Here is a 26,084-nt window from a genome sequence, read left to right on the forward strand (position 1 = left end):
AGTCGATGTCGCTACATCCCTTTAAGAATGTTGCTTGCCGTCTGTGTCGGTGGAGGCGCAGTATAGAGAGATTCTATTTCAGCGCAAGTGTTTTTTTAAATAAAGTTCAAAATAATGTTTGTTCGATTACAAAACAATCAAAAAAACTCAAAAAACAAACATATTCAGTATTTAAATTCTAAATAAGGCTATTTGCTGATTATGATTTTCCTTAATCTATTTTATCGATTTGTTGTTTTAAACATAAAAAGTATTTAAATACATTCAAACAGCGATTTTCACTAGTTTAATTTATTTTTTATAAGCTACTCACAGAAATGCCTGTTCTATCCTTCTTGGTGGCCCAAGTTATAAAATAAGAAAAACTGAAAGAGCAACGAATAAAACAGATGTTTTGATATGTGGATTGTAGATATGTGTAGATACAAAAAAGCCAGAAGTAAACTTCTGGCTTTCATTTAAGTTTTATTTTACTAATATGCTATTACGCTGTTATAACTTCAAGCCCAGGTGCAGGCATAGTAACTGTATCTTCAAAGCTTGCCCATTCCCAAGCTGATTCAGTCGCCATTAGTTTACGAAGCAATTTATTATTCAGATCATGTCCTGATTTAAACGCTGTCACTTTACCTAACAGGTTATGGCCGGTCATAAACAAATCACCAACACAATCTAAGATCTTATGCTTAACAAATTCATCTTGGTAACGTAGACCATTTGGGTTGAGTACTTTATATTCATCAAGTACAACAGCATTATCCATGCTGCCACCTAAAGCTAAATTGTTAGCGTGTAAATATTCAATATCTTGCATAAAACCAAAAGTTCTTGCACGACTAATTTGTTCAGTAAAACTTTTTGCAGTAATATCTAAACCAATACGTTGCTCACTATCATTGATAGCTGGATGATCAAAATCAATTTGGAAATCAATATGAAAACCGTCATACGGTTCAATTTCAGCCCATTTATCGCCATCTTCTATACGTACTTTTTCAGTTATGCGAATAAAACGCTTTGCAACTGACAACTCTTCAATACCACCTTTTTGTAAAAGGTATATAAATGGTAGCGCACTTCCATCCATAATCGGTACTTCAGGGCTATCTAATTCAACAACTAAGTTATCAATACCTAGTGCTGAAATAGCAGCAACTAAATGCTCAGTTGTTGATAAACGAACTCCATCTTTATTAATCAAACATGTACATAGCTGAGTATCACCCACTGCTTCAGGTGTGATTGAAAAATCAACCACAGGCTCAAGGTCTACACGACGAAATACTATCCCAGTATTTGCGCCCGCAGGTCGAAGAGTAATAGAAACCTTTTCGCCCTTATGAAGTCCAACTCCAATGGCGTTAACTACTTGGCTAATCGTACGTTGTTTGATCATAGGCAGCTCACTCATTAATGAATTATTTATTTGGCCGCGGATCTTATCACAGATAAGACCAGCTGACAATTAAGTTGATTTATTATTAACCAACTCGCATTTTATTTACTTGATTTTGATTAATCAGCTTGCTTACGTAAAAAAGCTGGGATATCAAAATAATCACCTTGCTCTGCTTTTCCTGCTTCAGGAGTTTCTTTTTCTGGAGTAGCTTCAACTGGTGCACTTGCAGCAGAGCTAAATTCTTCAGAAGTTTGATTTGCAAAGTTTGGCACAAATACGCCTGGTGTTGTCGTTGGCGCATTACTTGGTGTAGTTGCTACATCTGAACCAGATGCTTTTTTAAAGCCATTATCAACGATACCAAACTGTGCTTTTCTTTCCCCACCTAAACCTGTTGCAACAACTGTTACGCGTAATTCATCACTCATTTCAGGATCAATTACCGCACCAACAACTACAGTTGCGTTTTCTGATGCTAACGCTTTTACATGGTTACCAACTGTTTCAAACTCTTCAATCGCAATATCCATACCAGCTGTAATATTAACCAAAATACCTTTTGCACCTGTTAAATCAACATCTTCTAATAACGGGCTCGAAATTGCAGCTTCTGCAGCTTCTTGAGCACGATCAGGACCGCTTGCAGAAGCAGTCCCCATCATTGCAGTTCCCATAGCAGACATGACTGTTCTTACATCCGCGAAATCCACGTTGATTAGACCAGAACGTGTAATTAGCTCAGCAATACCTTGTACAGCACCATAAAGTACATCGTTTGCTTTTGCGAATGCATCTAAAAGTGTAGTCCCTTTTCCTAAAACTTTAAGTAATTTATTGTTAGGAATTGTAATAAGTGAATCTACTGTATCAGCTAACTCGGTAATACCATGATCTGCAGCTGATGCACGCTTTTTACCTTCAAAGTCAAATGGACGTGTTACAACAGCAACCGTAAGTATGCCCATTTCTTTTGCCATTTTAGCAACAACAGGAGCTGCACCTGTACCTGTACCACCGCCCATACCAGCAGCGATAAAGACCATATCAGCGCCTTCAAGGCCTGCTTTTATTGCTTCAATATCTTCTTCTGCAGATTGACGACCTACTTCAGGATTCGCACCAGCGCCTAAACCTGAAGTGATTTTTGTGCCTAACTGAATAGTAGTATCAGCAGATGAACGGCGCAATGCTTGCGCATCAGTATTAGCACCAATGAAGCGTACACCTTCAATTTGCTTTTTAACCATGTGCTCAACAGCGTTACCGCCACCGCCACCGACACCAATAACTTTTATAACAGCTTCTTCGCTGTGTTGTTCCATATAATCAAACATTGTTACTCTCCGACTGAGTAAAAAATTTATTAAAAGTGATCCTTAAACATTTTTTGCACCCGGCTAAACCAACTTACACCATTTTGCTCAGATGTTTTTTGGGCATTTGCTGTTTGCATTGTCTGGCTATATTGTAATAAGCCAACAGCCGTTGCAAATGAAGGGTCATCAACGTAATCCGTCAATCCAATCATCCCGATAGGACTGGCTATTCTAACTGGCATTTGGAAAATTTCTTCAGCGACTTCCAAAGCGCCAGTCATTTTTGCGGTACCGCCTGTTAGAACAATACCCGCAGCAATTTGATCTTCATAACCTGAACGGCGGATCTCTCTTAATGCCAGCTCAAGCAATTCTTTAAACCTTGGTTCTACAACCTCAGATAAAGTATGGCGTGACATCGTTCTAGATGGACGACCACCAACACTTGGCACTTCAATCGTATCTTCTGTACTGGCCATTGCACTACTTGCACATGCATATTGTACTTTTAATGATTCAGCATGTGAAATAGGCGTACGGAAAATTTTAGCGATATCACCCGTAACTTGATTACCTGCAACAGGAATCACAGCGGAATGACGTAAAGCCCCACTGGTATAGATAGTTAAATCCATAGTTCCGCCGCCAATATCAATCACTGAAATACCTAACTCTCTTTCATCTTCAGTTAAAACAGCATGGCTAGATGCTAATGCGGTGTAAGTTAATTGATCAACAGTTAAACCACATCGCTCAACACATTTTTCAATATTTTTAGCCATATCATTTGAACATGTAATAATATGAGCTTGTGTTTCCATGCGCACACCACTCATGCCAAGCGGGTTCTTAATCCCTTCTTGCATATCAACACTGTACTCTTGTGCGATTGCATGTAGCATTTTTCGCTCTGCTGAAATAGGCACAGATCTAGCTGTATGCATCACATTATCAATATCATCAGAACTCACTTCAGTATTATTGATTGCAACAACACCATTTTCATTTTGACATTGAATATGTTTACCTGAGATCCCCAAATAAACAGAACTAATACGACAATCAGCCATTAACTCAGCTTCATCTATGGCTCTTTGAATTGATTCTGATACTAAATTAAGATCATTTACCCCACCTTTATCCATACCGTGAGATATTTGGCTACCTATGCCAACTATACTTAATTTATTATCTGCGGTGATTTCACCCACAGTCGCAACCACCTTAGATGTGCCTACATCCAAGCCGATAACTAGATTTCGTTCTGCTGACTTAGTCATGCCTTACTCTTTTGTTTATAGTTTTTTTGTTGTAATTTGTGTAAGTCTGCAGCCTTCCAACTAACCGCAAGCCCAGTATCATACCTTAAATCAACTGAATCTACCTCAGCATCTTTGCGTTTAAGCATATATGGGTACATATCAATAAACTTTTGCACCCGTTTTAACTTATCTTTTCGACCCAAATTTAGGTTTATGCCGTTGCTTAACCAAAACTGCCAAGCAAATCTTTCCGAAAGCGCCAAACTCGTTAGTTCAAAGTTATTGATATAAAGTAATTCAGCGAACTGCTGAAATGTGTTAAAAGCCTCTACTTCACTGCCTTCAGGCCCAAATAAACTTGGTAATTTTTTTGTTATTGTTGCTTTTGGAGCCTGAAATACTTTGCCATCAGAATTTAACAACAAATCATCATTCCATATCGCAACTGGATTATGCTCAACAACAAATACTTTTAAGGTGTTTGGCCACTGTTTACGCACTGAAGCAGTTTCTACCCAAGGTAAGGCGATGACCAAATCTTGAACTTGATTAACATCTAGGTCAAAAAAACGAGATAAATCAGTTTGTTTAATCGCATTTAAAATTTGACGCTCTGATGTATGTTTAGGCTCCCCTAATACAGTTACATGCTTTATTTGTGTTTGATGTTCTTTTTGTAAATAGTCACTAATTGAAAAATACATCTGACATAAACCAATCAACACAATTAAAAAGAACCCCATGCCAAACACCCGTGACCAATGCACGGTTTTTTGCCATTTTAAAAAAGATTCTATTTTTTGATTCATTAAGTTTATTTACCTAAAGTTTGCGCTAATATATTTACAACCAACTGCTCAAATGACAAACCATTCGCTTTTGCTGACATAGGCACAAGTGACTTTTCAGTCATACCAGGTACCGTATTAACTTCTAGTATATAAAACTGATTATCAGAATCTTGCATGATATCAACTCGGCCCCAACCTGTTGCACCTACTAAATCAAATGCTAATTTTGATATCTGCTGTAAATATTGTGTATCTTTTTGAGATAAATCAGCAGGACAAAAGTATTCAGTACTATTCACTTGATATTTCGCTTCATAATCATAAAAACCGCGAGGTGTAACCATTTCAATAACCGGCAGTGCATCACCTGCTAACATAGTTACCGTAAATTCTCGCCCTGATATCCATTGTTCTAATAAAACGATATCATCATATTTGAATGCATCTTCAAGCGCTGTTTCTAACTCAGCTGCTGTCGCTGCTTTTGCCATGCCAATACTTGAACCTTCATGAGAAGGCTTTACCATTACAGCACCAAATTCATGAATTATTTTCTCTATATCAAATTCACTATTTTTTTCTAATGCAATGAAATTAGCTGTTGGTAAATTACGCGATCTGAATAATTCTTTACAACGCGCTTTATCCATAGCTAAAGCTGAACCCAAAACACCACTACCAGTATAAGGAAGCTCTAAAAACTCAAGCGCACCTTGAACTGTGCCATCTTCACCACCTCGCCCATGCAATGCAATAAATACTCGTTCAGTATCACACTCTTTTAATTCAAATAAGTTTCGCTCAGCAGGATCAAACGCAAATGCATTTACGCCTGCACTTTGTAAAGCTGACAACACAGCTTTACCTGAATTAAGTGAAACAGCTCTCTCTGCAGAACTGCCTCCCATTAAAACGGCTACTTTACCGAACTTTTGCCCATTCATGCGTTAACCTGCTTTAATTTTTCTATATTTAATTTCATTTGTGCTAAAGATTTAACTAATTGGCCAATGTTTCCCGCACCTTGGGTTAAAACGATATCGCCATCTTGTAATACATCACTTAAAACCAATGGCAATTCATTTGGTTGCGCAATATATACAGGCTCCTTACCTCTTTGACGTAAGCTGCGACATAAACTTTTACTATCAGCACCTGCAATAGGCGCTTCTCCCGCAGAATAGACTTCAAGCAATAATAAAAGATCAACATCAGTTAATACTTTTACAGATTCTTCATAGAGATCTCTTGTTCTTGTATATCTATGAGGTTGATATGCCATCACCAAACGTCTATCAGGCCAGCCATCTTTGACAGCCTTGATTGTAGCCGCCACTTCTGTTGGGTGATGACCATAATCATCAATCAACATGACTTTACCGCGTCCCGTTTCAAACTCACCATATTGTTGGAAACGTCGACCTATTCCTTCGAATTTTTCTAACGCTTTAATAATTGCTTCATCACTAATGCCTTCATCTTTTGCAACTGCGATTGCTGCTGTCGCATTTAATGCATTGTGTTTACCTGGCATATTTAATTTAACAAGCAGTTCAGATCCTGAGTTGTTAATTACTTTAAACTCACTCGTACTGACTGTTTGAGTAAAGTCTACCAATCTGTAATCCGCTTGTTCTGACTCACCATAAGTAATAAATTTCCGAGCAAATCTAGGTAAAAGCTCAGTTACAACAGGGCAATCGATACAAGCAACAGCAACACCATAAAATGGTAGGTTGTGGATAAACTCAATATAGGTATCTTTCATATTTTCAAAGTTACCTTGATAAGTATCCATATGGTCAGCTTCAATATTAGTGATCACTGATACCATAGGCTGTAGATGTAAAAATGATGCGTCGCTTTCATCAGCTTCAGCAATTAAAAAACGGCTTTTACCTAATCGTGCATTTGTTCCTGCACTATTTAATAAACCACCAATAACAAAAGTGGGATCTAAATCAGCTTGCGCAAAAATACTGGCAATCAAACTAGTTGTTGTTGTTTTTCCATGAGTACCGGCAATGGCAATACCATGACGAAAACGCATCAACTCAGATAGCATTTCGGCACGGCGAACAATCGGAATACGATTTGCTTTTGCTTCTATAATTTCAGGGTTTGTTTCATCTATTGCTGTAGAAATAACAACAACACTCGCTTTTTTTACATTTTCACTGTGATGACCAATAAAAATTATCGCACCAGCAGACTTTAATCTGTCAGTCATAGGGCTCTGAGCGATATCTGAGCCTGTAACACAATACCCCTCATTAACTAACACTTCAGCAATACCACCCATACCGGCACCACCTATGCCAATAAAGTGAATACTGTTTACTTTTCTCATTGCTGTTACTTCACTTACTTTGCTCACTAAATTCTCTTTTTAATTTGTACATGCATAACGAGTATGCTGTTTTATATAATTAGTCACTTGTTCAGTTGCATCTGTTTGAGCATAAGACTTAGCTTTATCAGCCATCTCTTTAATTAACTGTGGTTGCTCTATAAAAGGCTTTAATAACGCAACTAAACTTTGCTGATTTAAATCTCTTTGCTGTAACAATAATGCAGCTTGATTTGATACTAAAAATTGCGCATTTGCAGTTTGATGATCGTCAACAGCATGTGGAAATGGCACAAATAAAGCCATTTTCCCTGCAGCTGCGATTTCACTTACTGTTAGGGCGCCAGAACGACATACAACAATATCAGCCCAAGCATAAGCCGTGTCTATATCATCTATAAATTGCGCTACTTTGGCATTTAGAGATAACTCTTGATAAGTGCCTTTTACAGTTCCTAAATTACCTTTACCAGTTTGATGCCAAACCTCTATTGGTTTGACTTTATTTAACTGAGAAAATACCGCAGGTAGCTCATCATTTAATACTTTTGCACCTAAAGAACCACCAACAACCAAGATTCTGCATGATTCAGTCACTGGGCTATAATTAATATTTGCTACGCTTTGTCTGACCGGATTACCAACAACCTGATAATCAACCTCAGGAAACGCCCCAGGAAATGCACCTAAGACTTGATTTGAAAATTTAGCAAGCAGCTTATTACTCATGCCTGCAACTGCATTTTGTTCATGCACAATTAAAGGGATCCCTAATGTTTTTGCAGCTAAACCTGCAGGACCTGTAACATAACCACCCATACCTAATAACACATCAGGCTGTTCTTGTTGCATTACTTTACGCGCTTGCAAGATTGCGTTTAACACCATAAAAGGTGCCTTTATAAGCCTTTTTAAGCCATTACCACGCACACCTTGAACATCGATAAAACGAATAGCTAAACCATGCTTCGGCACTACTTCGGCTTCCATTCGATCTGATGTGCCTAACCAAACAACTTGCCAGTCTTGTTTTATCAAATACTCGGCAACAGCTATACCTGGGAATATATGCCCACCCGTACCACCGGCGACTATCATTAGTTTTTGCTGTTTTTTATTCATTATTTTTTTCGCCCTCCGGATGTTGCCTGCCTAGTAGCCAGTTTCACCTCAAAATCTATTCTTAATAAAATGCCTATTGCGATTGTCATCATCAACATACTGGAACCACCATAAGAAACAAAAGGCAAAGTAAGACCTTTTGTTGGTAAAATCCCAGCACTCGCTCCGATATTAACCATGGTTTGAAAAGCAAACCAAATACCAATAGCCAAAGCAAAATAGCCCTCATATTCTTTACCGCTTTGCAGTGCTTTCTTTCCAATTATTAAAGCGCGGAATACCAATACACACAAAATAGCTAAAATACTTAAAACACCTATAAAACCAGTTTCTTCAGCGATGACTGAAAAAATAAAATCTGTATGCGCTTCTGGCAGGTATTCTTGTTTTTGAATACTGTTACCTAATCCTTGGCCCCACCAACTACCTCGACTATAAGCCATTAAAGACTGTACTAGCTGATAACCTTTACCAAACGGGTCATCCCAAGGGTCCCAAAAAGAGGTCACCCTTGCCCAACGATAAGGAGAAAATACAATTAACAAAACAATTAAGCCACCGCCCGCCATTAGAAGCATAAAAAATTGCCATAATTGAGCGCCGGCTAAAAACAATAAACCTACGGTGGTAACAAACATTACAACCACAGTGCCTAAATCTGGCTGCATTAAAATCAAGCCTGCGTATACAACAAAGACAATAATTGGCTTAACAAATCCCATAAAGTTTTCTTTTACTTCATCGCGCTTACGTACTAAATATCCAGCTAAATAACTAAAGAAATATAACTTTGCTATCTCTGCAACTTGCATATTAAAAGGACCAAGCCCAATCCAACGTTGTGAACCATTCACTTCTCGACCTATAAGCAACACCAAAACTAACAAGGCCATCCCAGCTAACAGTAAGTAAGGGTTTGCTTTTTTCCACCAAGCCATAGGTAAGCTAACGCTTACAGCTAGATAAATAAAACTCAAACCTAAAAAAATGCCATGCCGTAATGTAAAGTGAAAAGGATTATTAAATAAGCGTTCTGCAACAGGCATAGATGCACTTGTTACCATTACAAAACCAACACCTATCAATAACATAATGCAATAAATAATAACTGGGTCATAAATTGACGAAGCACCGTTATCATTATTTGAAAGCAATTTGCTTTTTACACTAACTAACCAATTCATCAGTTAGCCTTTTGTTGTAAAGCAAAATGTGAAAAATCATCTCCACGGGCCATAAAGTTAGGATACATATCTAAACTTGAACACGCAGGTGCTAATAAAACAATATCACCTGATAAAGCATGTTCAGAGGCTAAATTAACAGCATCTTCCATAGAGCTCACTAGTAATGAACTATCACTTAATTTAGCTAATTGATGTGCATCTTTACCTAAACAAATTAACTTTTTGATGTGTTTATCAAAATATGGCACTAAAGTAGAGAAGTCAGCACCTTTGCCATCACCCCCAGCAATTAAAATAATATTTTTATTACTACCCGCAGCTAAGCTCTCAATTGAAGCGATACAAGCTCCTACATTGGTGGCTTTAGAGTCATTAAAATATTTTACATTCTGATGTGAACAAACTAACTGACACCTATGATCTAATCCTAAAAATTCATTAAAGGCCTGTTTGAAAGTTTCGGTCTCTAAGTTCCAAGGTGATAATAAAGCTATAACCGCTAATGCATTCAGTTGATTATGTTTACCTTCAACTTTTAAGTTACTTGTTTCAAATAAAACCTTATCTAAGGCACTAAAGTAGCTTTGACCATTTTGTGTAACTAAACAAAAATCAGCATTGTCAGCTGCAAAACTTAATTTATTATTAACCTTAATCGGATAAGTCTCTTTATCGTCTAAACTATAAATCGCATTTTCACAGTTTTCATAAATGTTATGTTTCGTTTGAGTGTAGTGCGCCATACCATCATATCTGTCTAAATGGTCTTCTGAAATATTAAGCACAGTGGCACTAACAGGTTTTAAACTTGATGTTGTTTCTAACTGAAAGCTAGATAACTCTAAAACAAATACATCATGACTTTGTACTAACAAATCTAAAATAGGCGTGCCGATATTACCGCCTAACCCCACTTTAAAACCGGCTTTTTCCAATACTTTTGCAGTTAAAGTAACAACACTTGATTTACCATTAGAGCCAGTTACTGCAATAACGGGTTTAGTATTTATACGAGCAAATAATTCAATATCACCTATTACTTCAACACCTGATGTGATTGCTAATGCAACATCTGTTTGCGCTAATGCAATACCAGGGCTGATAATGATTAAATTTGCTTGTGACAAATTAGATTTTGATAAATCCCCAAGCTTTACTTCAATCTCAGGTGCGTTTGCTTGCAACCAATCTAAACCAGGCGCATTTAAACGACTATCAATCACAATAGGATTGATATTATTTTGCAGTAAAAAACGCACAGTGCTCAGTCCAGAAACCCCCAGACCAAGCACGATAATATTTAACTCTTTTAACTGCTTTAAATAAGTCATTTATCTCAGCTTCAATGTTGCTAAACCGGCTAAAACTAATACCACAGAAATAATCCAAAAACGTACGATTACCCTAGGCTCTGGCCAACCTTTTAATTCATAATGATGATGTATTGGTGCCATTCTAAAAATTCTTTGCCCTCTTAATTTATAAGAGCCAACTTGTAAAATTACCGATAAAGCCTCCATTACAAATACACCACCCATAATGACCAATACCAATTCTTGGCGTACTAAAATTGCGATTATTCCTAAAGCACCGCCCAGAGCCAAAGAACCGACATCTCCCATAAATATCTGCGCTGGATAAGTATTGAACCATAGGAAACCAAGTCCGGCTCCCACTATGGCAGTACACACTATGACAAGTTCACTTGTGAGTGGTATATGAGGGATATTTAGGTAATTAGCAAAATTCACATTACCTGTTACATAAGCAATAAAAGCAAAAGCTGCTGCCACTAAAATAGTTGGCACAATTGCTAAACCATCTAAACCATCAGTTAAGTTAACTGCATTAGAGGTACCTACAATTACAAAGTAACTCATAACAATAAAGAAGATACCAAGTTGAGGCATGACTTCTTTAAAAAATGGAATTAATAACGCCGTTTCAGCATCTAATTGCTGGGTGAAAAATAAGAAACACGCAGTCACTAACGCAATCACTGATTGCCAAAAATACTTCCAGCGCGCAATCAGACCATTACTATCTTTTCTGATCACTTTTCTATAGTCATCGACAAAGCCAACAGCACCTAAAGAACCAATAACAAATAAAGTCACCCAAACATATTTATTACTTAAATCAGCCCAAAATAGCGTACTGGTAAAAATAGAGGCCAATATCAGCAAACCACCCATGGTAGGCGTACCAGACTTAGATAAATGAGACTCAGGTCCATCATCACGGACAGTCTGCCCAATTTGCATACGTTGTAATGCTTTTATTAATTTTGGACCAAAATACAAAGAGATAAATAAAGCGGTAAAAATACCTAAAATAGCTCTAAATGTCAGATAAGAAAAAACATTAAATCCAGAATAATATTGCGTTAAATACTCAGCTAACCACATTAACATGATAAATCTCCAGACTCTTTAGTTTGAAGTTCACATGCTTCTTTATTTTTTATTATATCTTGCACTAATAATTCCATAGCCGCACTGCGCGACCCCTTAATTAATATTGTTATTTTTTCTGATTTATTGTGTTGTGAAAAATCAGTTAAAAGCTGATTTAAAAGTGCAGTTCTATCCATAAAATGCTGTGTATCTTTATTTGATGTATGCTCTGTGTAAAACCCTTCATGGGCACCCATACTTAATGTGCCTAAAGTATAAAGTTGCTTTATACCTTCAGATTTAGCATAAATCCCTACATCTTGATGATAACTTAAAGCATTTTCACCTAACTCACCCATATCACCTAAAGCTAAAATAGTATGCCCTTGGATCTGTTTAAGTAAATCTATTGCAGCCTTCACCGATTGCACATTAGCATTGTAGCTATCATCAATAATGGTAATATCTTTGTTTAGTTCAATTAAATTAACTCGCCCCTTAACTTGCTCTATGTTTGATAGCCCTTGAGAAATTTGTTTTAAAGGAATATCTAGTGCTAAGGTGAGTGCAGTAGCTGTTAATGCATTTTTTATATTATGTTCACCGGGCAATTGTAACTGTACAAAAGCGGATTCATTTTCAATGCATAAATCAAAATTGGCGCGACCAAGTTGATCAAAGCTAATATTTTTAGCCCAAACATCTTTTTGAGTTTTGCTTGAAAATTGCATTATTTTTTTGGATGTTAAAGTTTTAAACCAAAAATTATGATAATTACTATCAAAATTTAAAACGGCGGTGCCTGTGTCTTTTAAACCATTAAAAATCTCACCTTTCGCTTTAGCGACACCATCTATACTACCAAAACCTTCTAAGTGAGCCTCGGCCACATTACAAATGGTAGCAACATCAGGCTTAACTAAGTTACTGGTATAATCTATCTCGCCTAAATGATTTGCACCTAGCTCAATAACAGCATATTCATCATCTTGCTCTAAACGTAATAAAGTAAGCGGTACGCCAATATCATTATTGAAGTTGCCATTTGTAGCCAATACTTTAGCATTTAAACCTAAAATTGCAGCAGTCATTTCTTTAACTGTCGTTTTACCTACACTACCTGTTATGGCGATAGTTTTTGGCGAAACCTCTGCTTTCACTGCACTGCCAAGTAAACCCAAAGCAATTCGGGTATCTGCTACAATAAATTGAACGACACCTTCAGCTTCAATTTCACTCAATACATCTTGTTCAACAATAACCGCAGTTGCACCTTGGTTAATGGCTTTTTTAACAAACTTATGACCATCAAAGTTTGCGCCTTTAAGTGCTAAAAACACTTCATTTGAGCTAATTGTGCGTGTATCTGTATTTATATTGCTTACAGATTTATTATTTTCATTAATATCTTTGAGGTTTTCAGTCACCCCTAAAACTTTTGCTATCCATTTAAAATCCATTGGGATCATCAGCAACCACCTTTTAACAGCTGTTCAACCCAAGCTCTATCGCAAAAGTTTATTATTTTATCACCTATGATTTGGTAGTCTTCATGGCCTTTGCCTGCTACCAAAACAACTTCATGTTTTGATGCTTGTGAAACAGCTAAGGTAATTGCTTTTCCTCTATCAGCTTCAACTTGCACGTTATTCTTATTTGAAAAACCCAGTAATACATCATTAATAATATCATCAGGATTTTCTGTTCTAGGGTTATCACTGGTAACCACTATTTTATTTGCATATTTTTGTGCAGCTTTCGCCATTAAAGCGCGCTTACCTTTGTCTCTATCACCACCGCAGCCAAATACACAAGTTACGCCGCCAGGCACATGATGCTGTAAAGCTTGTAAAGCTAATTCTAACGCTTCTGGCGTATGTGCATAATCAACTATGCAAGTTGGTTTATTTAAACCTGAAAAAGGCTGCATTCTACCAGCGATAGGCTTTAAATTATTAGCAGCTTTAAATATGTGTTTTATTGGGTAACCTAAACCTAATGCAACAGAAAATGCAGCAGCTAAGTTATACAGGTTAAACTCACCAAATAAAGGACAAGTAACTTCATTTATAACATCTGGCTCATCCCAACTTGTAATAAACTTGGCTTTTATGCCCTCTGCCGTGCATTGTACATCACTAAATAAAACATATTGATGCTTAGATAAAGGTGTATCACCTTTGCCAAACAATACGGTATTTTTAAACTTATGTGTTTCAAGCCAATTTATTGCGACACAATCATCTAAATTAAAAGCATTTAAATTTGCCTGATACTGAGTAAATAATTTTAATTTAGCTGCGGCATAATTTGCCATATCACCATGATAATCAAGGTGATCTCGTGATAAATTACTAAACACAGATACACTAAACTGACATTCATCAACGCGACCTTGACTCAAACCATGAGATGATACTTCCATAGCAACTAAATCAGTTTGGCTTTGCTGTAGATTTGATAACATATGCTGCAAATCAACAGATGATGGCGTTGTATTATTAAGTGGCGCTAAGGCATCAAGACTTCCCCAACCTAAAGTACCTATAACAGCAGTGCTTTGTTCACATGCCGCTATTAAGTTTGCAATCATGCTGCTAATTGTTGATTTACCATTAGTGCCAGTTACACCAACTAAGTGTAATTTTTGGCTAGGATTATCATAAAAAGATGCACTTAACTTGGCTAACTTATTATTTAATTGATCAATTCTTATTATTTTAGATGGCTCAATATCACTATCAATTTGGCACTCACTATCTGCAAGTACTAATACAGCACCTTTATTTAATGCAGATAGTATAAATTTACCGCCATCTAACTCATGGCCTTTAATCGCAATAAAAGCATCACCAACTTGTATTTCTCTACTATCTAAAACAAGGTTATTTATTTTTATTGAAGGTGAATTTACACCTATTTGAGCCAAACAGTTTTTTATATCAACCACGATTAGCTCCTACTTTTGTTGCTGCAACGGTATTCAAATCAGGTGCAACATTCAAAATACGTAAAGCGCCCGACATAATTTCAGTAAATGCAGGTCCGGTAGTTGTAGCACCATAATATTCATCGCCACCCGGCTCATTCACCATTACAACTACTGATAATCTTGGGTCTGATACTGGACCAACACCTGCAAAATAATTCACATATTCATCACCGTAACCACCGGCAACTGCTTTTTTAGAAGTACCAGTTTTTGCAGCAACACGATAACCATCTAATTTAACATTAGGTGCCGTACCGCCTCTTTCAAAAACACTTTCCATCATTTCAAGTACTGAATGAACATTTTTCTTTTCAAAAATTCGCTCGCCCATCATAGGCACATCTTGTTTTAATATTGTTAGCGGACGAGATATGCCTCCTGAGCCTAAAGTGGCGTAAAAACGCGATAATTGTGCGGTACTAATGGCAAGTGCATAACCAAACGATAAAGTAGCTATTTCGAAATCAGACCAGCGACGCCTAGGCGAAAATAAACCACTACTTTCACCTATCATAGTTGTGCCAGAATCTTCACCAAAACCAACTTTTTCATATAAACCAACAATGTAATCTTTAGGCAGCTCTTTGGTTACTTTAGCGACTCCCATATTGCTCGATTTTTGAATGATTTGTCTTAAAGTCATCTTGCCATAATTACGCGAATCTTTAACAACACTACCACCGACTCTCATATAACCTGGGTAAGTATTAATAATGGCATCAGCTTCAATAGTGCCATATTCTAGACCTGCTAAAATAGCTAAAGGTTTTACGGTAGAGCCAGGCTCAAATAAATCTGTAATGGCACGGTTTCTTCGCTTATGAGGTAACGCATTTGATAGGTTATTTGGGTTATATGACGGACTATTAACCATAGCCAATATTTCACCTGTTTTTACATCTACAACCATAGCTGAACCAGAAGTCGCTTTAAAAGACAAAACGGCTGACTTTAAAGCTTTATATGCAATCGCTTGAATACGTTGATCTATGCTTAAATGTATAGACTCAGGCTCTACACGCTCTCTTTCATCTAAGATCTCTATTTCTCTGCCTTGAGCATCCTTACGGTAAGTTCTTCTGCCGTCAGTACCAGTTAAAGCTTTATCATAAAGCTTCTCCATGCCCTCAATGCCTTCACCATCAATATTTGTAAAACCAAGTACGTGAGCGGTTACTTCTCCTGCAGGATAATACCTTTTAGATTCATCAATTAAATGAATGCCAGGTAATTGTAATCGTTTAATATATTCAGCAACTGCAGGGGTAATTTGACGTTGTAAATAAATAAAACGCTTTGTTGGATCCCCCACTAAACGATAATCAATGGTCTTTTGTTTTACTCTTAAAACATCGGCAAGTTCTTTCCAACGCTCATCTTCTTGATAGTGCTCTTTTACACGTTTAGCTAATTCAACTTTGTCTTTAGCTAATAACTTAGTGTCTTCACCTTGTTTTCTAGCCGCTCTTAATACCTTTTTGATTAATCCTTTATTTAAATTTTTCGGATCAACGTAAACACTTACAACAGGTACACTTACAGCAAGCTCTTTACCCATACGGTCAAAGATCATACCTCTTTGAACATGTAATTTTTTTACGCGCTTAGTTCTTTTATCACTTTCATTTACCGCCATATCAGGTTCTATAATTTGAATATAAGCCGCACGCGCAGCTAAACCTACAAAAACGATAGATATGCAAATGCAGACGATAATAAATCGACCATGATGAAAATTAGATTTTATTTTTTTTCTTTGCACATTTCTCATGGCAAGATCACTACCTGTTCATCTTTACTTTGTGGTCTTTTCATTCCTAATTTAGTTTTTGCAATTTCTTCAATACGTACATGTTGAGCATAAAACTCTTGCTCAACAAGCAAATAACGCCATTGCAAATCTAAATCATCCCTTTGCTGCAACAATTCATCTTGTGTTATTAACTCTTGCCTTGAGGCATAAGTTACCTGCACAACCGATAGTGCAGAAACAAAAATGAGAAAAAGTAATAAACATACTATTTTCTCTTTAAAAAAACCTTTTAATATTTCAGCAAAAAGATTGGGCTGCCTAGCATTATTTTTTATAACACTACTTTTTGTATTCATTCCAATCTCTGAGCTACTCTAAGCACTGAACTTCTCGCTCTATAATTTGCTTCAAGCTCTGCTTCACTTGGTTTAATTGCTTTACCGATCGCTTTTAAAGTTAAATCTTGCTTCAATTGTTCATCGGTTAAAGGCAAACCTCTAGGCACAGCCTTACCTTTACTTTGACGTTTAATAAATTGCTTTACGATACGGTCTTCTAATGAGTGGAACGAGATAACCACTAAACGACCGCCAGGCTTTAATACATCTAATGACGCATTCAGTGCTGTTTCAATTTCTTCTAACTCACTATTGATATAAATTCTAATTGCTTGGAAAGTACGTGTTGCAGGATGCTTATGTTTATCTTTAACAGGCACAGCTTCATCAATTAATTTAGCCAATTGTGCGGTGCTTGTAATAGGCGTTTCATCTCTTGTTTCTAAAATTTTATGGGCTATGCGGCGACCAAATTTCTCTTCACCATACTTTTTAATAACAAAAACAATATCTTCTAATTCAGCTTCAGCCAACCACTGTGCTGCACTTCGGCCTTTTGTTGGATCCATACGCATGTCTAACGGGCCATCTTTCATAAAACTAAAGCCACGTTCAGCATCATCCAACTGTGGTGAAGATACGCCTATATCTAATAAAATTCCATCAACCTTTCCTAAAAGTAAAGCATTTTCAGCAACTAACTTGATTTCAGAAAAAGTATTATGCGCAATAGAAAAACGCGGATCATCTTTATATTTTTCAGCAGAAGCAATTGCTTGAGGGTCTCTATCGATAGCCTGTAGCTGACCATTATCGCCTAACCTTTTAAGAATTTGACCTGAATGCCCACCACGACCAAAAGTCCCATCAATATAAATACCATCGGGTTTAATCGCCAGCGCTTCAATTGTTTCTTCAAGTAATACCGATATATGTTCTTGTGTTGCCGTCGATTTTTCCACGTTTTTTAGTATTCCTATTATGCCAATGCAATCATTTATTTTATTTTCAGTTAAAAAGAAAAATCTTTTAAACCATCGGAGAGCTCAAAATCTCCAGCTTGTTCTTGCTCTATATCTAACTTCATTTGTTCATGCCAGGTTTGCTCATCCCATAACTCGAATTTATTGAGTTGACCCACAAGCATAATTTTTTTACTTAAACCTGCGTGCTCTCTTAAAGGCGATGAAAGCAAAATACGTCCATTTTTATCTATCTGACAATCCATAGCATTACCAAGTAAAACCCTTTGAACGCGACGCTCACTCACATTCATATTAGATAACTTGAGTAAACGCGCTTCTATCTCTTGCCATTCAGATAAAGAATAAAGTAATAAACACCTTTGTTGTAAATCGACAGTACATACCATGTGCCCATCATTATCAGCATGCAGCAAAGCGCGATACTTGGTTGGAATTGCCAAGCGCCCCTTACTATCTAAGCTGACTGAATGTGCCCCACGGAACATAAAATGGACCTTTTTAATATTTTTTAGTCTTAAAAGACCACTTTTACCCACAATTTACCACGAACAACGATTTTAGGACTTGACAAGCATATTTGTCAAGCGATCTTAGAAGTTAAATCTTCGCGTTAGACCAGAAAAAATAAGGGCTAAAACAAAGCGATTGAATTTAAGAGGGAAATAATAAAAAGATTAAAAAATGACATGTTTGATAACAAAAAACCTATCTAATGCTGATTTTATATACTTTAAGCTATCAATTTAATTTATATAGAGTATTTTCACTATGGTAAAATCAACTATACTAAAAAACAGAATTTATTACTCAATAATATAGGTATGTCATGCTTAAATATTCACTTTCTGGATTAGCGCTTTGCTTATTCAGTACTGCTTCTTTTGCAAATTGGAATTTAAATAACGAATTATCACGTGTTAATTTTGTTTCTGTAAAAAAAAATGAGATAGGTGAAAGCCATTATTTCAAAAAGTTAAATGCTTCAATCAATGATGCAGGTCAATTTAACCTTGATATTGACTTAACTAGCGTTGAAACTTTAATTCCTATTCGTAACGAAAGAATGCAAAAGTTTTTATTTAATACTAAAGTATTTCCTAAACTAAACCTGACATCAGATCTGTCTAAGCAGCTTAAAAGTCTTAAAAAAGGTCAAAGTGCTATTTTAAAAACACAAGCTGATTTAGCACTTAATGGAATTAACAAGCTAATCTCTCTTGAAGTATTAGCAACTCAGCAATCTAATGGTGATATTGTTGTAGCATCATTTATGCCTGTGATCATAAACCCAGCAGACTATAATTTAACGACCGGTATTGATAAATTACAAGAACTTGCAAAATTGCCTTCAATTACGCATTCAGTTCCAGTTTCTTTTGTACTCAAACTTAATAAAGCTAATTAATGAACTTAAGTGAATTGAGCAAGCTTCTAGAGGCAGGTACACCTCCTCTAGACTCTTGGGATCCTGATTATTGTGGTGAAATGCCAATTGAGATTAAAAAAGACGGATCTTGGCATTATATGGGCAGCCCAATTAATAGGATATCTATGGTTAAGTTATTTGCCACAGTTTTAATCCAAGAATCTAACGAGTACTTCTTAAAAACTCCGGTGGAGAAAATAAAAATTCAAGTTGAAGATGCGCCATTTTTAATAACCAACTGGAATTGGCAAAAAAGCGAGCAAGGCGACGTTTTATGCTGTATAGATAATTTAGGGCGCCAATATCTCTTATGTCAAAATCATCCTTTAATTTTAAAAACTAATAACTCAACCAATAATAAAGATGCAAAATTACCTTATTTAACCTTAAACCATGGCTTAACAGCCAAAATTAATAGAAATGTATATTATCAATGGGCTGAAGTAGCCAAACAAATTGATAATAAATTCTATATGGAATCGGCTAATGAACTGTTTTTATTAGGTTAAAAAAACTAATTAGGTACAAAAGATAAAAAAATCGATCTCTTTCTCATTTAGTTTTTTTATCTTGACCTTGCCCAATAAAAATGGAATTATACTGCACAAATATTAACCATGATAATTATAACAATGGTTCGGGTCAGTGGAAGATTCAACAATCGCGTTAAATAAGGTTACTAAATATAACCAACGCCTTAAAAAATTACTTAAAAAGTATCAGCATTTTCATAATATGCAAGATGCGCTTATTCAGCTTTCTGAGCAAGCAAGTACAGTGTCTGAGTTGACACTTTTATATCCTGCCATACATCAAATTTTAGTAGCATATTTACCTAGTAAAAATTTCTATGTTGTTCTCATAAATGAAGAAACTAAAAAATTAGAACTAAATTATTTTATTGATGAAAAAGATGGGATCAAGGTACCTTTAACTGAAGATAACCATTTTGACAATGGCTTAACCGGTTATGTTTATAAAACTGGTAAAACACAATATTACACCAAAGATTCAATTGAAATTGATACAAGACTTAATAAGTTTAAATCTCAGGGCGCTCCTTGCGAACATTGGCTTGGCATCCCTATTTATAAAGATGAAACCATTCTTGGTGTTATGGTTACGCAGTCTTATTTTCCAGAACAATCATATTCAGATGCTCAAATAGAATTAGTTGAAATAATCTCACTTTATCTTTCAACAGCAATTGAACGTGTTAAACAAAGAGAGTCTCTTGAAAGCGAAGTAAAGTTCAGAACATCAGAATTAACAAATACAAATGATGCACTTCAAATAGAAATTGAACATAGAAAAAAAACACTCAAACAGCAGCAGATTTTATTTAAAATTTCTGAGCTAGCAACACAAAGTAAAGATTTAGATGACTTTTATTATCAAATACATGAAATCATGAAATCTATTACTTATGCTGAAAACCTTTATATATGTTTATATGATCAAAAAGAAAACATGCTCTCGTTTCCATACTGGGTTGATAGCATCGCTGGCAACTTTGAAAAAAGAAGTTTTGCCATGGGTTATTCAGAGTATGTGATCAGTCAAGGAAGTACTCAATTATTAAATCGTACTAAAGCAAATAAATTAATCGAACATGGCGCAATCAAACGTACATCTAAAAATACGCAAGCCACATCATGGTTAGGTGCCCCACTCATTTCAGAAAATGGCGTGATTGGCATTATTGCTTGCCAATCTTATGGTAATACATATTCATTTAAAGCTGATGATGTTGACCTTATTAATTTTGTATCACAACAAATCGCAAATGTGTTGCAAAAACATTTAACTATGGCTGAACTTGAACTAAGTCATGATCAGCTTGAACTGCGTGTTACCCAAAAAACACAAGAGTTACAACGTAGTAATCATTTTTTACAGCTACAGATAGAAGAAAGAAAGAAAATTGAATTACAGCTATATCATGATGCCCATCATGATCCATTAACGGGATTAGCTAACCGAAGCCTATTTATGTCTCGACTTGAACAAACACTTAATCAGCATTTAAGACACCCACAACCAGGCTTTGCAGTTTTATTTATAGACTTAGATAACTTTAAAGAAATAAATGATAATTTAGGACATCAAGTTGGCGATGCATTTTTAATTCATATTGCCAAAACGTTAGGGTTCTGCATTCGAGAACATGATTTATTAGCTCGCTTAGGAGGTGATGAGTTTGTAATTTTACTCACTCATATTTATCAGGCTCACGAAGCACAAGAAGTAGCTGAACGCATCATTGATTCCTTATCTCGTCCATTTAAAGACAATAATAATGTTATTAATTCAGGTGCCAGTATCGGCATAACCTGTAGTGATCAAGGATATAAACATACCGATGATATAATGAAAAATGCCGATTCCGCCATGTATCAATCAAAAAAGAGTGGTCGTGGTCGATATGCTTTTTATCAAAGTTATCACAGCAATAATAACGAACAAGAATCCTATCGTTTAAACGAATTTGATACCAGTGAAATTTATTTTAAAGCAAGTGCGATTATAGATCTTCACACTGAAAACCATATCGCCTGCCTGATCGATAGATTTTGGTTTCATCCAACATTTGGCAAAATGAAATTTGGCCAAATCAAAAAGTATACCCCTAAAAGTGTTGATTTCCATAAAATTGAAATTTCATTATTACCCAAAATCAGTGAGTTTATTCAATGTAAACATGCCATTTTAGTACGCTGTAGCATTGAACTTTTAAATAATGAATATTTCAATGCGTTAATCACTGAACTTGAAGAGTTAAACATCACACATAGATTATGCTTATTATTTAATGAAACTGATTTACGCCACATATGTAACAATAATAAAAATAATATTACAAAGTTACAAAGTTTGGGTATAAAAATGGGTTTAGACGATTATGGCCATACACGATGTGATTTAAGTATTTTAACCCAATATCAATTTGAGTTTATTTTACTCAGCCCTTTAATGTGTAAAAAAATAATTAAAGACGAAGGTTACCAGCTGCAATTACAAGGTGTGCTAGCTGTTGCAAATCTTACTCAGACCTCTGTTATTGCCAAAGGCCCAAGCATTCTTAATTATCAAAAATCACTAAAGAAATATGGTATTTCTCTCTATTCAAGTCAATATGAATATATTCATCATAAAGCTAAAAATATAGAAAACGTCTATTCATAATATTATTTTTTAAGCATAGCTCTGAGGCCTGCAACTTTAGATTGGCCTTTTTCCATCCTTTCTGATTGTGTTGTTGGCTGCTTTCTAGATTCATAGGCTAAATCATCTTGAGGTAACTCTTGTACAAAACGACTTAGCTCTGTAGTAGAAGTTTCACCATATTGACGACGTGTTTTAGCGTAGGTAAATATGAGTTCCTGTTGTGCACGTGTAATACCTACATAAGCTAGACGTCGTTCTTCTTCAATATTCTCTTCGTCAATACTTACTTGGTGTGGTAATAAACCTTCTTCCATGCCCACCATAAACACATATGGGTATTCCAAACCTTTTGAAGCATGTAAAGTTAGCAGTTGTACTGCATCGCTTTCTTCTTCATCCTCATTACGCTCCATCATATCCCTTAAGGTTAACTTAGTAACTACTTCAGCTAAGGTCATAGGCGGATTTTCATCATTACCAACCAACATATCTGTGATCCATTTGTAGAGCTCAGATACATTCTTCATTCTCATCTCAGCCGCTTTACCACTTGGTGATGATTCGTATAAATAATCTTCATAATCAATCTGATGGATCATGGCTTTTACTGCTTCTAAGGTATCGCCTCTGACTGCATTATCAGATAACTCAACAACCCAGCGACCAAAGCCCTGCAACGCATTAAAACCACGGCCAGATAAACGATTTGTTAACTCAGAATCAAAGCATGCTTCAAATAAGCTGATATGCTTTTCATTTGCCAGAGTACCTAACTTTTCAAGGGTTACCGTACCAATTTCACGCCTTGGTGTATTAACAATACGTAAAAATGCATTATCATCATCTTGGTTAACCAAAAGCCTTAAATAAGCCATAATATCTTTAATTTCAGCGCGTGCAAAAAATGACATGCCACCGCTTATTTTGTAAGGAATACGGTTAGCCATTAAACCTTTTTCAAAGATACGCGCTTGATGATTACCACGGTATAAAATAGCGTAATCTTTATAGTTAGTACGCTGCATAAATTTATGTGAGATGATTTCAGCTACAACACGCTCTGCTTCATGTTCTTCATCACGGGTGCCAATCACTTTTATTTGTTCGCCATATGCCAGCTCACTAAATAACTTTTTATCAAAAACATGCGGGTTGTTATCAATCAAAATATTGGCTGATTTTAATATACGCTGATAACTACGGTAATTTTGCTCAAGCTTGATAAGCCTAAGAGAAGGAAAGTCTTTACTTAATAAAACAAGATTTTGTGGTTTAGCACCACGCCATGAGTAAATAGATTGATCGTCATCACCTACCACAGTAAAACGAGCTCGCTCACCCACTAAATATTTTACTAATTGGTATTGGCTTGTATTAGTATCTTGATACTCATCCACTAATAAGTAGCGAAATCTATTTTGCCAACGCAAGGTTACTTCAGGAAATTTGGCTAAAAGTAACGTTGGGATCATAATCAAATCATCAAAATCTAATGCATTATAAGCACGTAACTGAATTTGATAACGCTCGTAAAGCTGCGCAAATAATACTTTTTGCGGCTCCCTTGCTTCAGCGATAGCTTGCTTAGGAATAATAAGTTCATTCTTCCAATTTGAGATCTGCATTTTAAGCAGATTTAATTGATCTTTATCTTTTTTAAGCTCTTTTTCAGTTAAATCATTTAATAATTGATTGGTATCTTGATCATCTAATAAAGAAAAACCCGGCTTAAACCCCAAAGTTTTAATTTCTTTTTTTATGATCTCTAAACCTAATGTATGAAAGGTTGAGATCCAAATGCCTTTAGACTCTTGTTTACCTAGAGTTTGTTTTAACCTTTCCTTCATTTCTTTAGCAGCTTTATTTGTAAAAGTTACCGCAGCTATATTTCGTGCTTTGTAGTCACATTTTTGAATCAAATATGCAATTTTATTTATAATTACACGTGTTTTACCTGAGCCGGCACCGGCTAAAACTAAGCATGGTCCACTAATATATTTTACAGCTTCATCTTGCTTTGGATTCATTTGCATAGTGAACAAAATTCCTGAACGATTATCTAAAAAGAAATGAAAAAATAAGAAGCGGGATTTTATCAAATTAACTATTAAAATACTGCTCTCATGGGTACCATATAACAAAATATGTATTGGCTAGATTAGCTGACTAAAATAATTCAAGGTTCAAGCAGATGATAAACCCTAAAAAAATTGAAGAAATTGCCAAGCAAATTACTGAAAATATGCCTCAAGGTGTTAAAAATATCGCTGAAACGGTAGAAAGCAAAACTAAGCAAGTTTTACAGAGTAAACTATCACAAATGGATTTTGTTTCTCGCGAAGAATTTGAAATACAAACACAAGTTCTGCTCCGCACTCGTGAAAAACTAACAACACTTGAAGAAAAAGTATCTCAGCTTGAAGCTATCTTAGCTGAAAAAGAATAGTATATATTCCCTGGGCTAAACTTATAAATTTAGCCCAGATAATGTATTAAATTAGAAATAAAAATCAATCGTTAAATACCAAGCATCAAAATCACCTTCATGGATCATCATATCTCTGTCTATCCAACCATCTTGAGTTAAGTATTCTAAATATATCCAACCAGGACCATAATCATAACTTATACCTGGTGCATAAGCCGTTATCGTATCTGCACTATTGCCCAATGTATCTGGTTTAGCCCAAGTCGCATCAAAGATAAAATTCCATTCATTCATTTGATAACTAAACTCAAATCCATAACGCGTATTTTCAATAGTATCAACTAAATTTGCTTGCGAAGCATAAGCTTGTGGTAACTCTCTTTGACCATCAATATATTCAGCCTTGATATAAAAGTTATCAAATTTTCCATGATAATAAGCACTCCATGCTTGATGATCGCCCGTTAAGTCATTTTCAGGAGATATTAAATCCTGCAACTTACCACTTTGACCAGATAGGCCTAAAATATGTCTTTCAGTCATTGGAATTTTTACATCTGCAACAAAAGTTTTCACCTTACGGTAAGTGGTACTACTACCCCAATGTTTATTATCATCGGTTGAATCGGTAGATGTTTCACCCCAATCATCAGCATGAAAATAAGCAAGTTGGTAATCAAACAGTTCGGTTTGAGCCATTAACTTTAAACCCACATCCATTTGATCTCCATAGGCAGCTTGAAACATATCACCCGGCCAAAAATTGGCAGTTTTCCATGCAAAAGGTACCTGAGATTTCCCCACGATTAGCTTATAATTTTCAGATAAATCAAAACCAACCCAAGCTTTGTGTAATGTAGAGTTATCTCCAGAAGCATTATTTTCAGAATCTGTAAATGCGCCATTACCAATTCTAAATTCAGCCGAGTATGACCAATTACCTTTACCTTCATGTGCTTCGCCATCAATATATAAAATTAACGCTTCATCAGAGATATCCCCTACTGTTTTTTTATCTCTTTCATTATCTTCTATATAACTATAGTTGAACCAAACTCCGCCCGATATTGCAGGTGAAGCAAAGCATTTCCCGCTCAATATAAGTACTATAAAAAAAAAGATGGTCGAATATTTGTTCATTACTTGTTCCTCAGGCAACCAATTACTGCA

The 26,084-nt window shown here is 35.8% G+C and carries 22 protein-coding genes; 4 read left to right on the forward strand and 18 right to left on the reverse strand.

The features are described from left to right. Positions 1–484 precede the first annotated feature (484 nt). The 16 genes from lpxC to mraZ form a co-directional block, all read right to left on the reverse strand. On the reverse strand, positions 485–1,396 hold the full coding sequence (gene lpxC / locus KO527_RS01365) for a UDP-3-O-acyl-N-acetylglucosamine deacetylase (RefSeq protein WP_216038609.1): 912 nt from the start codon (positions 1,394–1,396) through the stop codon (positions 485–487). A gap of 119 nt (positions 1,397–1,515) precedes the next feature. Then, positions 1,516–2,733: a cell division protein FtsZ gene (ftsZ, locus tag KO527_RS01370; RefSeq protein WP_216038610.1), complete on the reverse strand. Its 1,218-nt coding sequence runs from the start codon at positions 2,731–2,733 to the stop codon at positions 1,516–1,518. A gap of 29 nt (positions 2,734–2,762) precedes the next feature. Further along, positions 2,763–3,995 (reverse strand): cell division protein FtsA, encoded by a 1,233-nt coding sequence (gene ftsA / locus KO527_RS01375; RefSeq protein ID WP_042146612.1) that lies wholly within the window; start codon positions 3,993–3,995, stop codon positions 2,763–2,765. Continuing rightward, positions 3,992–4,786, reverse strand: a complete 795-nt coding sequence (locus KO527_RS01380) for a cell division protein FtsQ/DivIB (RefSeq protein ID WP_216038611.1) — start codon at positions 4,784–4,786, stop codon at positions 3,992–3,994. The genes ftsA and KO527_RS01380 overlap by 4 nt, the downstream gene beginning before the upstream one ends. Positions 4,787–4,791: 5 nt before the next feature. Continuing rightward, complete coding sequence (locus KO527_RS01385) at positions 4,792–5,712, reverse strand: D-alanine--D-alanine ligase (protein WP_216038612.1); 921 nt, start codon at positions 5,710–5,712, stop codon at positions 4,792–4,794. Next, positions 5,709–7,118 (reverse strand): UDP-N-acetylmuramate--L-alanine ligase, encoded by a 1,410-nt coding sequence (gene murC, locus KO527_RS01390; protein WP_216038728.1) that lies wholly within the window; start codon positions 7,116–7,118, stop codon positions 5,709–5,711. Before murC ends, KO527_RS01385 begins: the two co-directional genes overlap by 4 nt. Before the next feature lie 39 nt (positions 7,119–7,157). Then, the gene (murG, locus tag KO527_RS01395; RefSeq protein WP_216038613.1) at positions 7,158–8,240 is read right to left on the reverse strand and encodes an undecaprenyldiphospho-muramoylpentapeptide beta-N-acetylglucosaminyltransferase; all 1,083 of its coding nucleotides are present in this window, start codon (positions 8,238–8,240) and stop codon (positions 7,158–7,160) included. Beyond that, a complete protein-coding gene (gene ftsW / locus KO527_RS01400; protein ID WP_216038614.1) occupies positions 8,240–9,424 on the reverse strand; it encodes a cell division protein FtsW in 1,185 nt (394 codons plus the stop codon). Before ftsW ends, murG begins: the two co-directional genes overlap by 1 nt. Further along, the gene (gene murD, locus KO527_RS01405; protein ID WP_216038615.1) at positions 9,424–10,758 is read right to left on the reverse strand and encodes a UDP-N-acetylmuramoyl-L-alanine--D-glutamate ligase; all 1,335 of its coding nucleotides are present in this window, start codon (positions 10,756–10,758) and stop codon (positions 9,424–9,426) included. The genes ftsW and murD overlap by 1 nt, the downstream gene beginning before the upstream one ends. After that, positions 10,759–11,841: a phospho-N-acetylmuramoyl-pentapeptide-transferase gene (gene mraY, locus KO527_RS01410; RefSeq protein ID WP_042146625.1), complete on the reverse strand. Its 1,083-nt coding sequence runs from the start codon at positions 11,839–11,841 to the stop codon at positions 10,759–10,761. After that, positions 11,835–13,292 carry a UDP-N-acetylmuramoyl-tripeptide--D-alanyl-D-alanine ligase gene (gene murF / locus KO527_RS01415; RefSeq protein WP_216038616.1) on the reverse strand — a complete coding sequence of 486 codons (1,458 nt, stop codon included), beginning with the start codon at positions 13,290–13,292 and terminating at the stop codon, positions 11,835–11,837. The genes mraY and murF overlap by 7 nt, the downstream gene beginning before the upstream one ends. Next, positions 13,292–14,773 (reverse strand): UDP-N-acetylmuramoyl-L-alanyl-D-glutamate--2,6-diaminopimelate ligase, encoded by a 1,482-nt coding sequence (locus KO527_RS01420; protein ID WP_216038617.1) that lies wholly within the window; start codon positions 14,771–14,773, stop codon positions 13,292–13,294. The genes murF and KO527_RS01420 overlap by 1 nt, the downstream gene beginning before the upstream one ends. Further along, complete coding sequence (locus tag KO527_RS01425) at positions 14,766–16,586, reverse strand: penicillin-binding transpeptidase domain-containing protein (RefSeq protein ID WP_216038618.1); 1,821 nt, start codon at positions 16,584–16,586, stop codon at positions 14,766–14,768. The genes KO527_RS01420 and KO527_RS01425 overlap by 8 nt, the downstream gene beginning before the upstream one ends. Next, positions 16,583–16,924 (reverse strand): cell division protein FtsL, encoded by a 342-nt coding sequence (ftsL, locus tag KO527_RS01430; RefSeq protein WP_042146632.1) that lies wholly within the window; start codon positions 16,922–16,924, stop codon positions 16,583–16,585. The genes KO527_RS01425 and ftsL overlap by 4 nt, the downstream gene beginning before the upstream one ends. Then, complete coding sequence (gene rsmH, locus KO527_RS01435) at positions 16,921–17,868, reverse strand: 16S rRNA (cytosine(1402)-N(4))-methyltransferase RsmH (protein ID WP_216038619.1); 948 nt, start codon at positions 17,866–17,868, stop codon at positions 16,921–16,923. Before rsmH ends, ftsL begins: the two co-directional genes overlap by 4 nt. Positions 17,869–17,918: 50 nt before the next feature. Further along, the gene (mraZ, locus tag KO527_RS01440; RefSeq protein ID WP_042146637.1) at positions 17,919–18,377 is read right to left on the reverse strand and encodes a division/cell wall cluster transcriptional repressor MraZ; all 459 of its coding nucleotides are present in this window, start codon (positions 18,375–18,377) and stop codon (positions 17,919–17,921) included. A 341-nt stretch (positions 18,378–18,718) separates the two neighbouring features. On the opposite strand from mraZ, the gene KO527_RS01445 reads away from it, so the two are divergent. From KO527_RS01445 to KO527_RS01455, 3 genes are all read left to right on the forward strand, one after another. Continuing rightward, positions 18,719–19,297: a YceI family protein gene (locus KO527_RS01445; protein ID WP_216038620.1), complete on the forward strand. Its 579-nt coding sequence runs from the start codon at positions 18,719–18,721 to the stop codon at positions 19,295–19,297. After that, entirely contained in the window at positions 19,297–19,827 is a 531-nt protein-coding gene (locus tag KO527_RS01450; RefSeq protein WP_216038621.1) for a DUF1285 domain-containing protein, read from the forward strand. The genes KO527_RS01445 and KO527_RS01450 overlap by 1 nt, the downstream gene beginning before the upstream one ends. Positions 19,828–19,963: 136 nt before the next feature. Continuing rightward, positions 19,964–22,504 (forward strand): diguanylate cyclase, encoded by a 2,541-nt coding sequence (locus tag KO527_RS01455; protein WP_216038622.1) that lies wholly within the window; start codon positions 19,964–19,966, stop codon positions 22,502–22,504. Positions 22,505–22,506: 2 nt separating this feature from the next. Here the strand turns inward: KO527_RS01455 and rep are convergent, their stop codons facing one another. After that, positions 22,507–24,519, reverse strand: a complete 2,013-nt coding sequence (gene rep, locus KO527_RS01460) for a DNA helicase Rep (RefSeq protein WP_216038623.1) — start codon at positions 24,517–24,519, stop codon at positions 22,507–22,509. Between the two features lie 158 nt (positions 24,520–24,677). Here rep and KO527_RS01465 point away from each other — a divergent pair, with 158 nt between their 5' ends. Continuing rightward, the gene (locus tag KO527_RS01465) at positions 24,678–24,932 is read left to right on the forward strand and encodes an accessory factor UbiK family protein (RefSeq protein WP_216038624.1); all 255 of its coding nucleotides are present in this window, start codon (positions 24,678–24,680) and stop codon (positions 24,930–24,932) included. Between the two features lie 51 nt (positions 24,933–24,983). Here KO527_RS01465 and KO527_RS01470 read toward each other — a convergent pair whose 3' ends face one another. Next, positions 24,984–26,054 carry a hypothetical protein gene (locus KO527_RS01470; protein ID WP_216038625.1) on the reverse strand — a complete coding sequence of 357 codons (1,071 nt, stop codon included), beginning with the start codon at positions 26,052–26,054 and terminating at the stop codon, positions 24,984–24,986. Between the last annotated feature and the right edge of the window lie 30 nt (positions 26,055–26,084).

The sequence above is a fragment of the Pseudoalteromonas sp. C2R02 genome (genome assembly GCF_018860845.1).
In the GTDB taxonomy this organism is placed as follows: Bacteria; Pseudomonadota; Gammaproteobacteria; order Enterobacterales; family Alteromonadaceae; genus Pseudoalteromonas.

Excerpts from the sequence above, each read along its gene's own strand:
- ftsA (WP_042146612.1), bottom strand. The coding sequence starts at position 3,995 with ATGACTAAGTCAGCAGAACGAAATCTAGTTATCGGCTTGGATGTAGGC.
- rep (WP_216038623.1), bottom strand. The coding sequence starts at position 24,519 with ATGCAAATGAATCCAAAGCAAGATGAAGCTGTAAAATATATTAGTGGA.
- KO527_RS01445 (WP_216038620.1), top strand. The coding sequence starts at position 18,719 with ATGCTTAAATATTCACTTTCTGGATTAGCGCTTTGCTTATTCAGTACT.
- mraY (WP_042146625.1), bottom strand. The coding sequence starts at position 11,841 with ATGTTAATGTGGTTAGCTGAGTATTTAACGCAATATTATTCTGGATTT.
- murC (WP_216038728.1), bottom strand. The coding sequence starts at position 7,118 with ATGAGAAAAGTAAACAGTATTCACTTTATTGGCATAGGTGGTGCCGGT.
- murF (WP_216038616.1), bottom strand. The coding sequence starts at position 13,292 with ATGATCCCAATGGATTTTAAATGGATAGCAAAAGTTTTAGGGGTGACT.
- mraZ (WP_042146637.1), bottom strand. The coding sequence starts at position 18,377 with ATGTTCCGTGGGGCACATTCAGTCAGCTTAGATAGTAAGGGGCGCTTG.
- KO527_RS01470 (WP_216038625.1), bottom strand. The coding sequence starts at position 26,054 with ATGAACAAATATTCGACCATCTTTTTTTTTATAGTACTTATATTGAGC.
- KO527_RS01465 (WP_216038624.1), top strand. The coding sequence starts at position 24,678 with ATGATAAACCCTAAAAAAATTGAAGAAATTGCCAAGCAAATTACTGAA.
- KO527_RS01380 (WP_216038611.1), bottom strand. The coding sequence starts at position 4,786 with ATGAATCAAAAAATAGAATCTTTTTTAAAATGGCAAAAAACCGTGCAT.
- KO527_RS01450 (WP_216038621.1), top strand. The coding sequence starts at position 19,297 with ATGAACTTAAGTGAATTGAGCAAGCTTCTAGAGGCAGGTACACCTCCT.
- ftsZ (WP_216038610.1), bottom strand. The coding sequence starts at position 2,733 with ATGTTTGATTATATGGAACAACACAGCGAAGAAGCTGTTATAAAAGTT.
- murD (WP_216038615.1), bottom strand. The coding sequence starts at position 10,758 with ATGACTTATTTAAAGCAGTTAAAAGAGTTAAATATTATCGTGCTTGGT.
- lpxC (WP_216038609.1), bottom strand. The coding sequence starts at position 1,396 with ATGATCAAACAACGTACGATTAGCCAAGTAGTTAACGCCATTGGAGTT.
- KO527_RS01385 (WP_216038612.1), bottom strand. The coding sequence starts at position 5,712 with ATGAATGGGCAAAAGTTCGGTAAAGTAGCCGTTTTAATGGGAGGCAGT.
- ftsL (WP_042146632.1), bottom strand. The coding sequence starts at position 16,924 with ATGAATACAAAAAGTAGTGTTATAAAAAATAATGCTAGGCAGCCCAAT.
- KO527_RS01425 (WP_216038618.1), bottom strand. The coding sequence starts at position 16,586 with ATGAGAAATGTGCAAAGAAAAAAAATAAAATCTAATTTTCATCATGGT.
- ftsW (WP_216038614.1), bottom strand. The coding sequence starts at position 9,424 with ATGAATTGGTTAGTTAGTGTAAAAAGCAAATTGCTTTCAAATAATGAT.
- murG (WP_216038613.1), bottom strand. The coding sequence starts at position 8,240 with ATGAATAAAAAACAGCAAAAACTAATGATAGTCGCCGGTGGTACGGGT.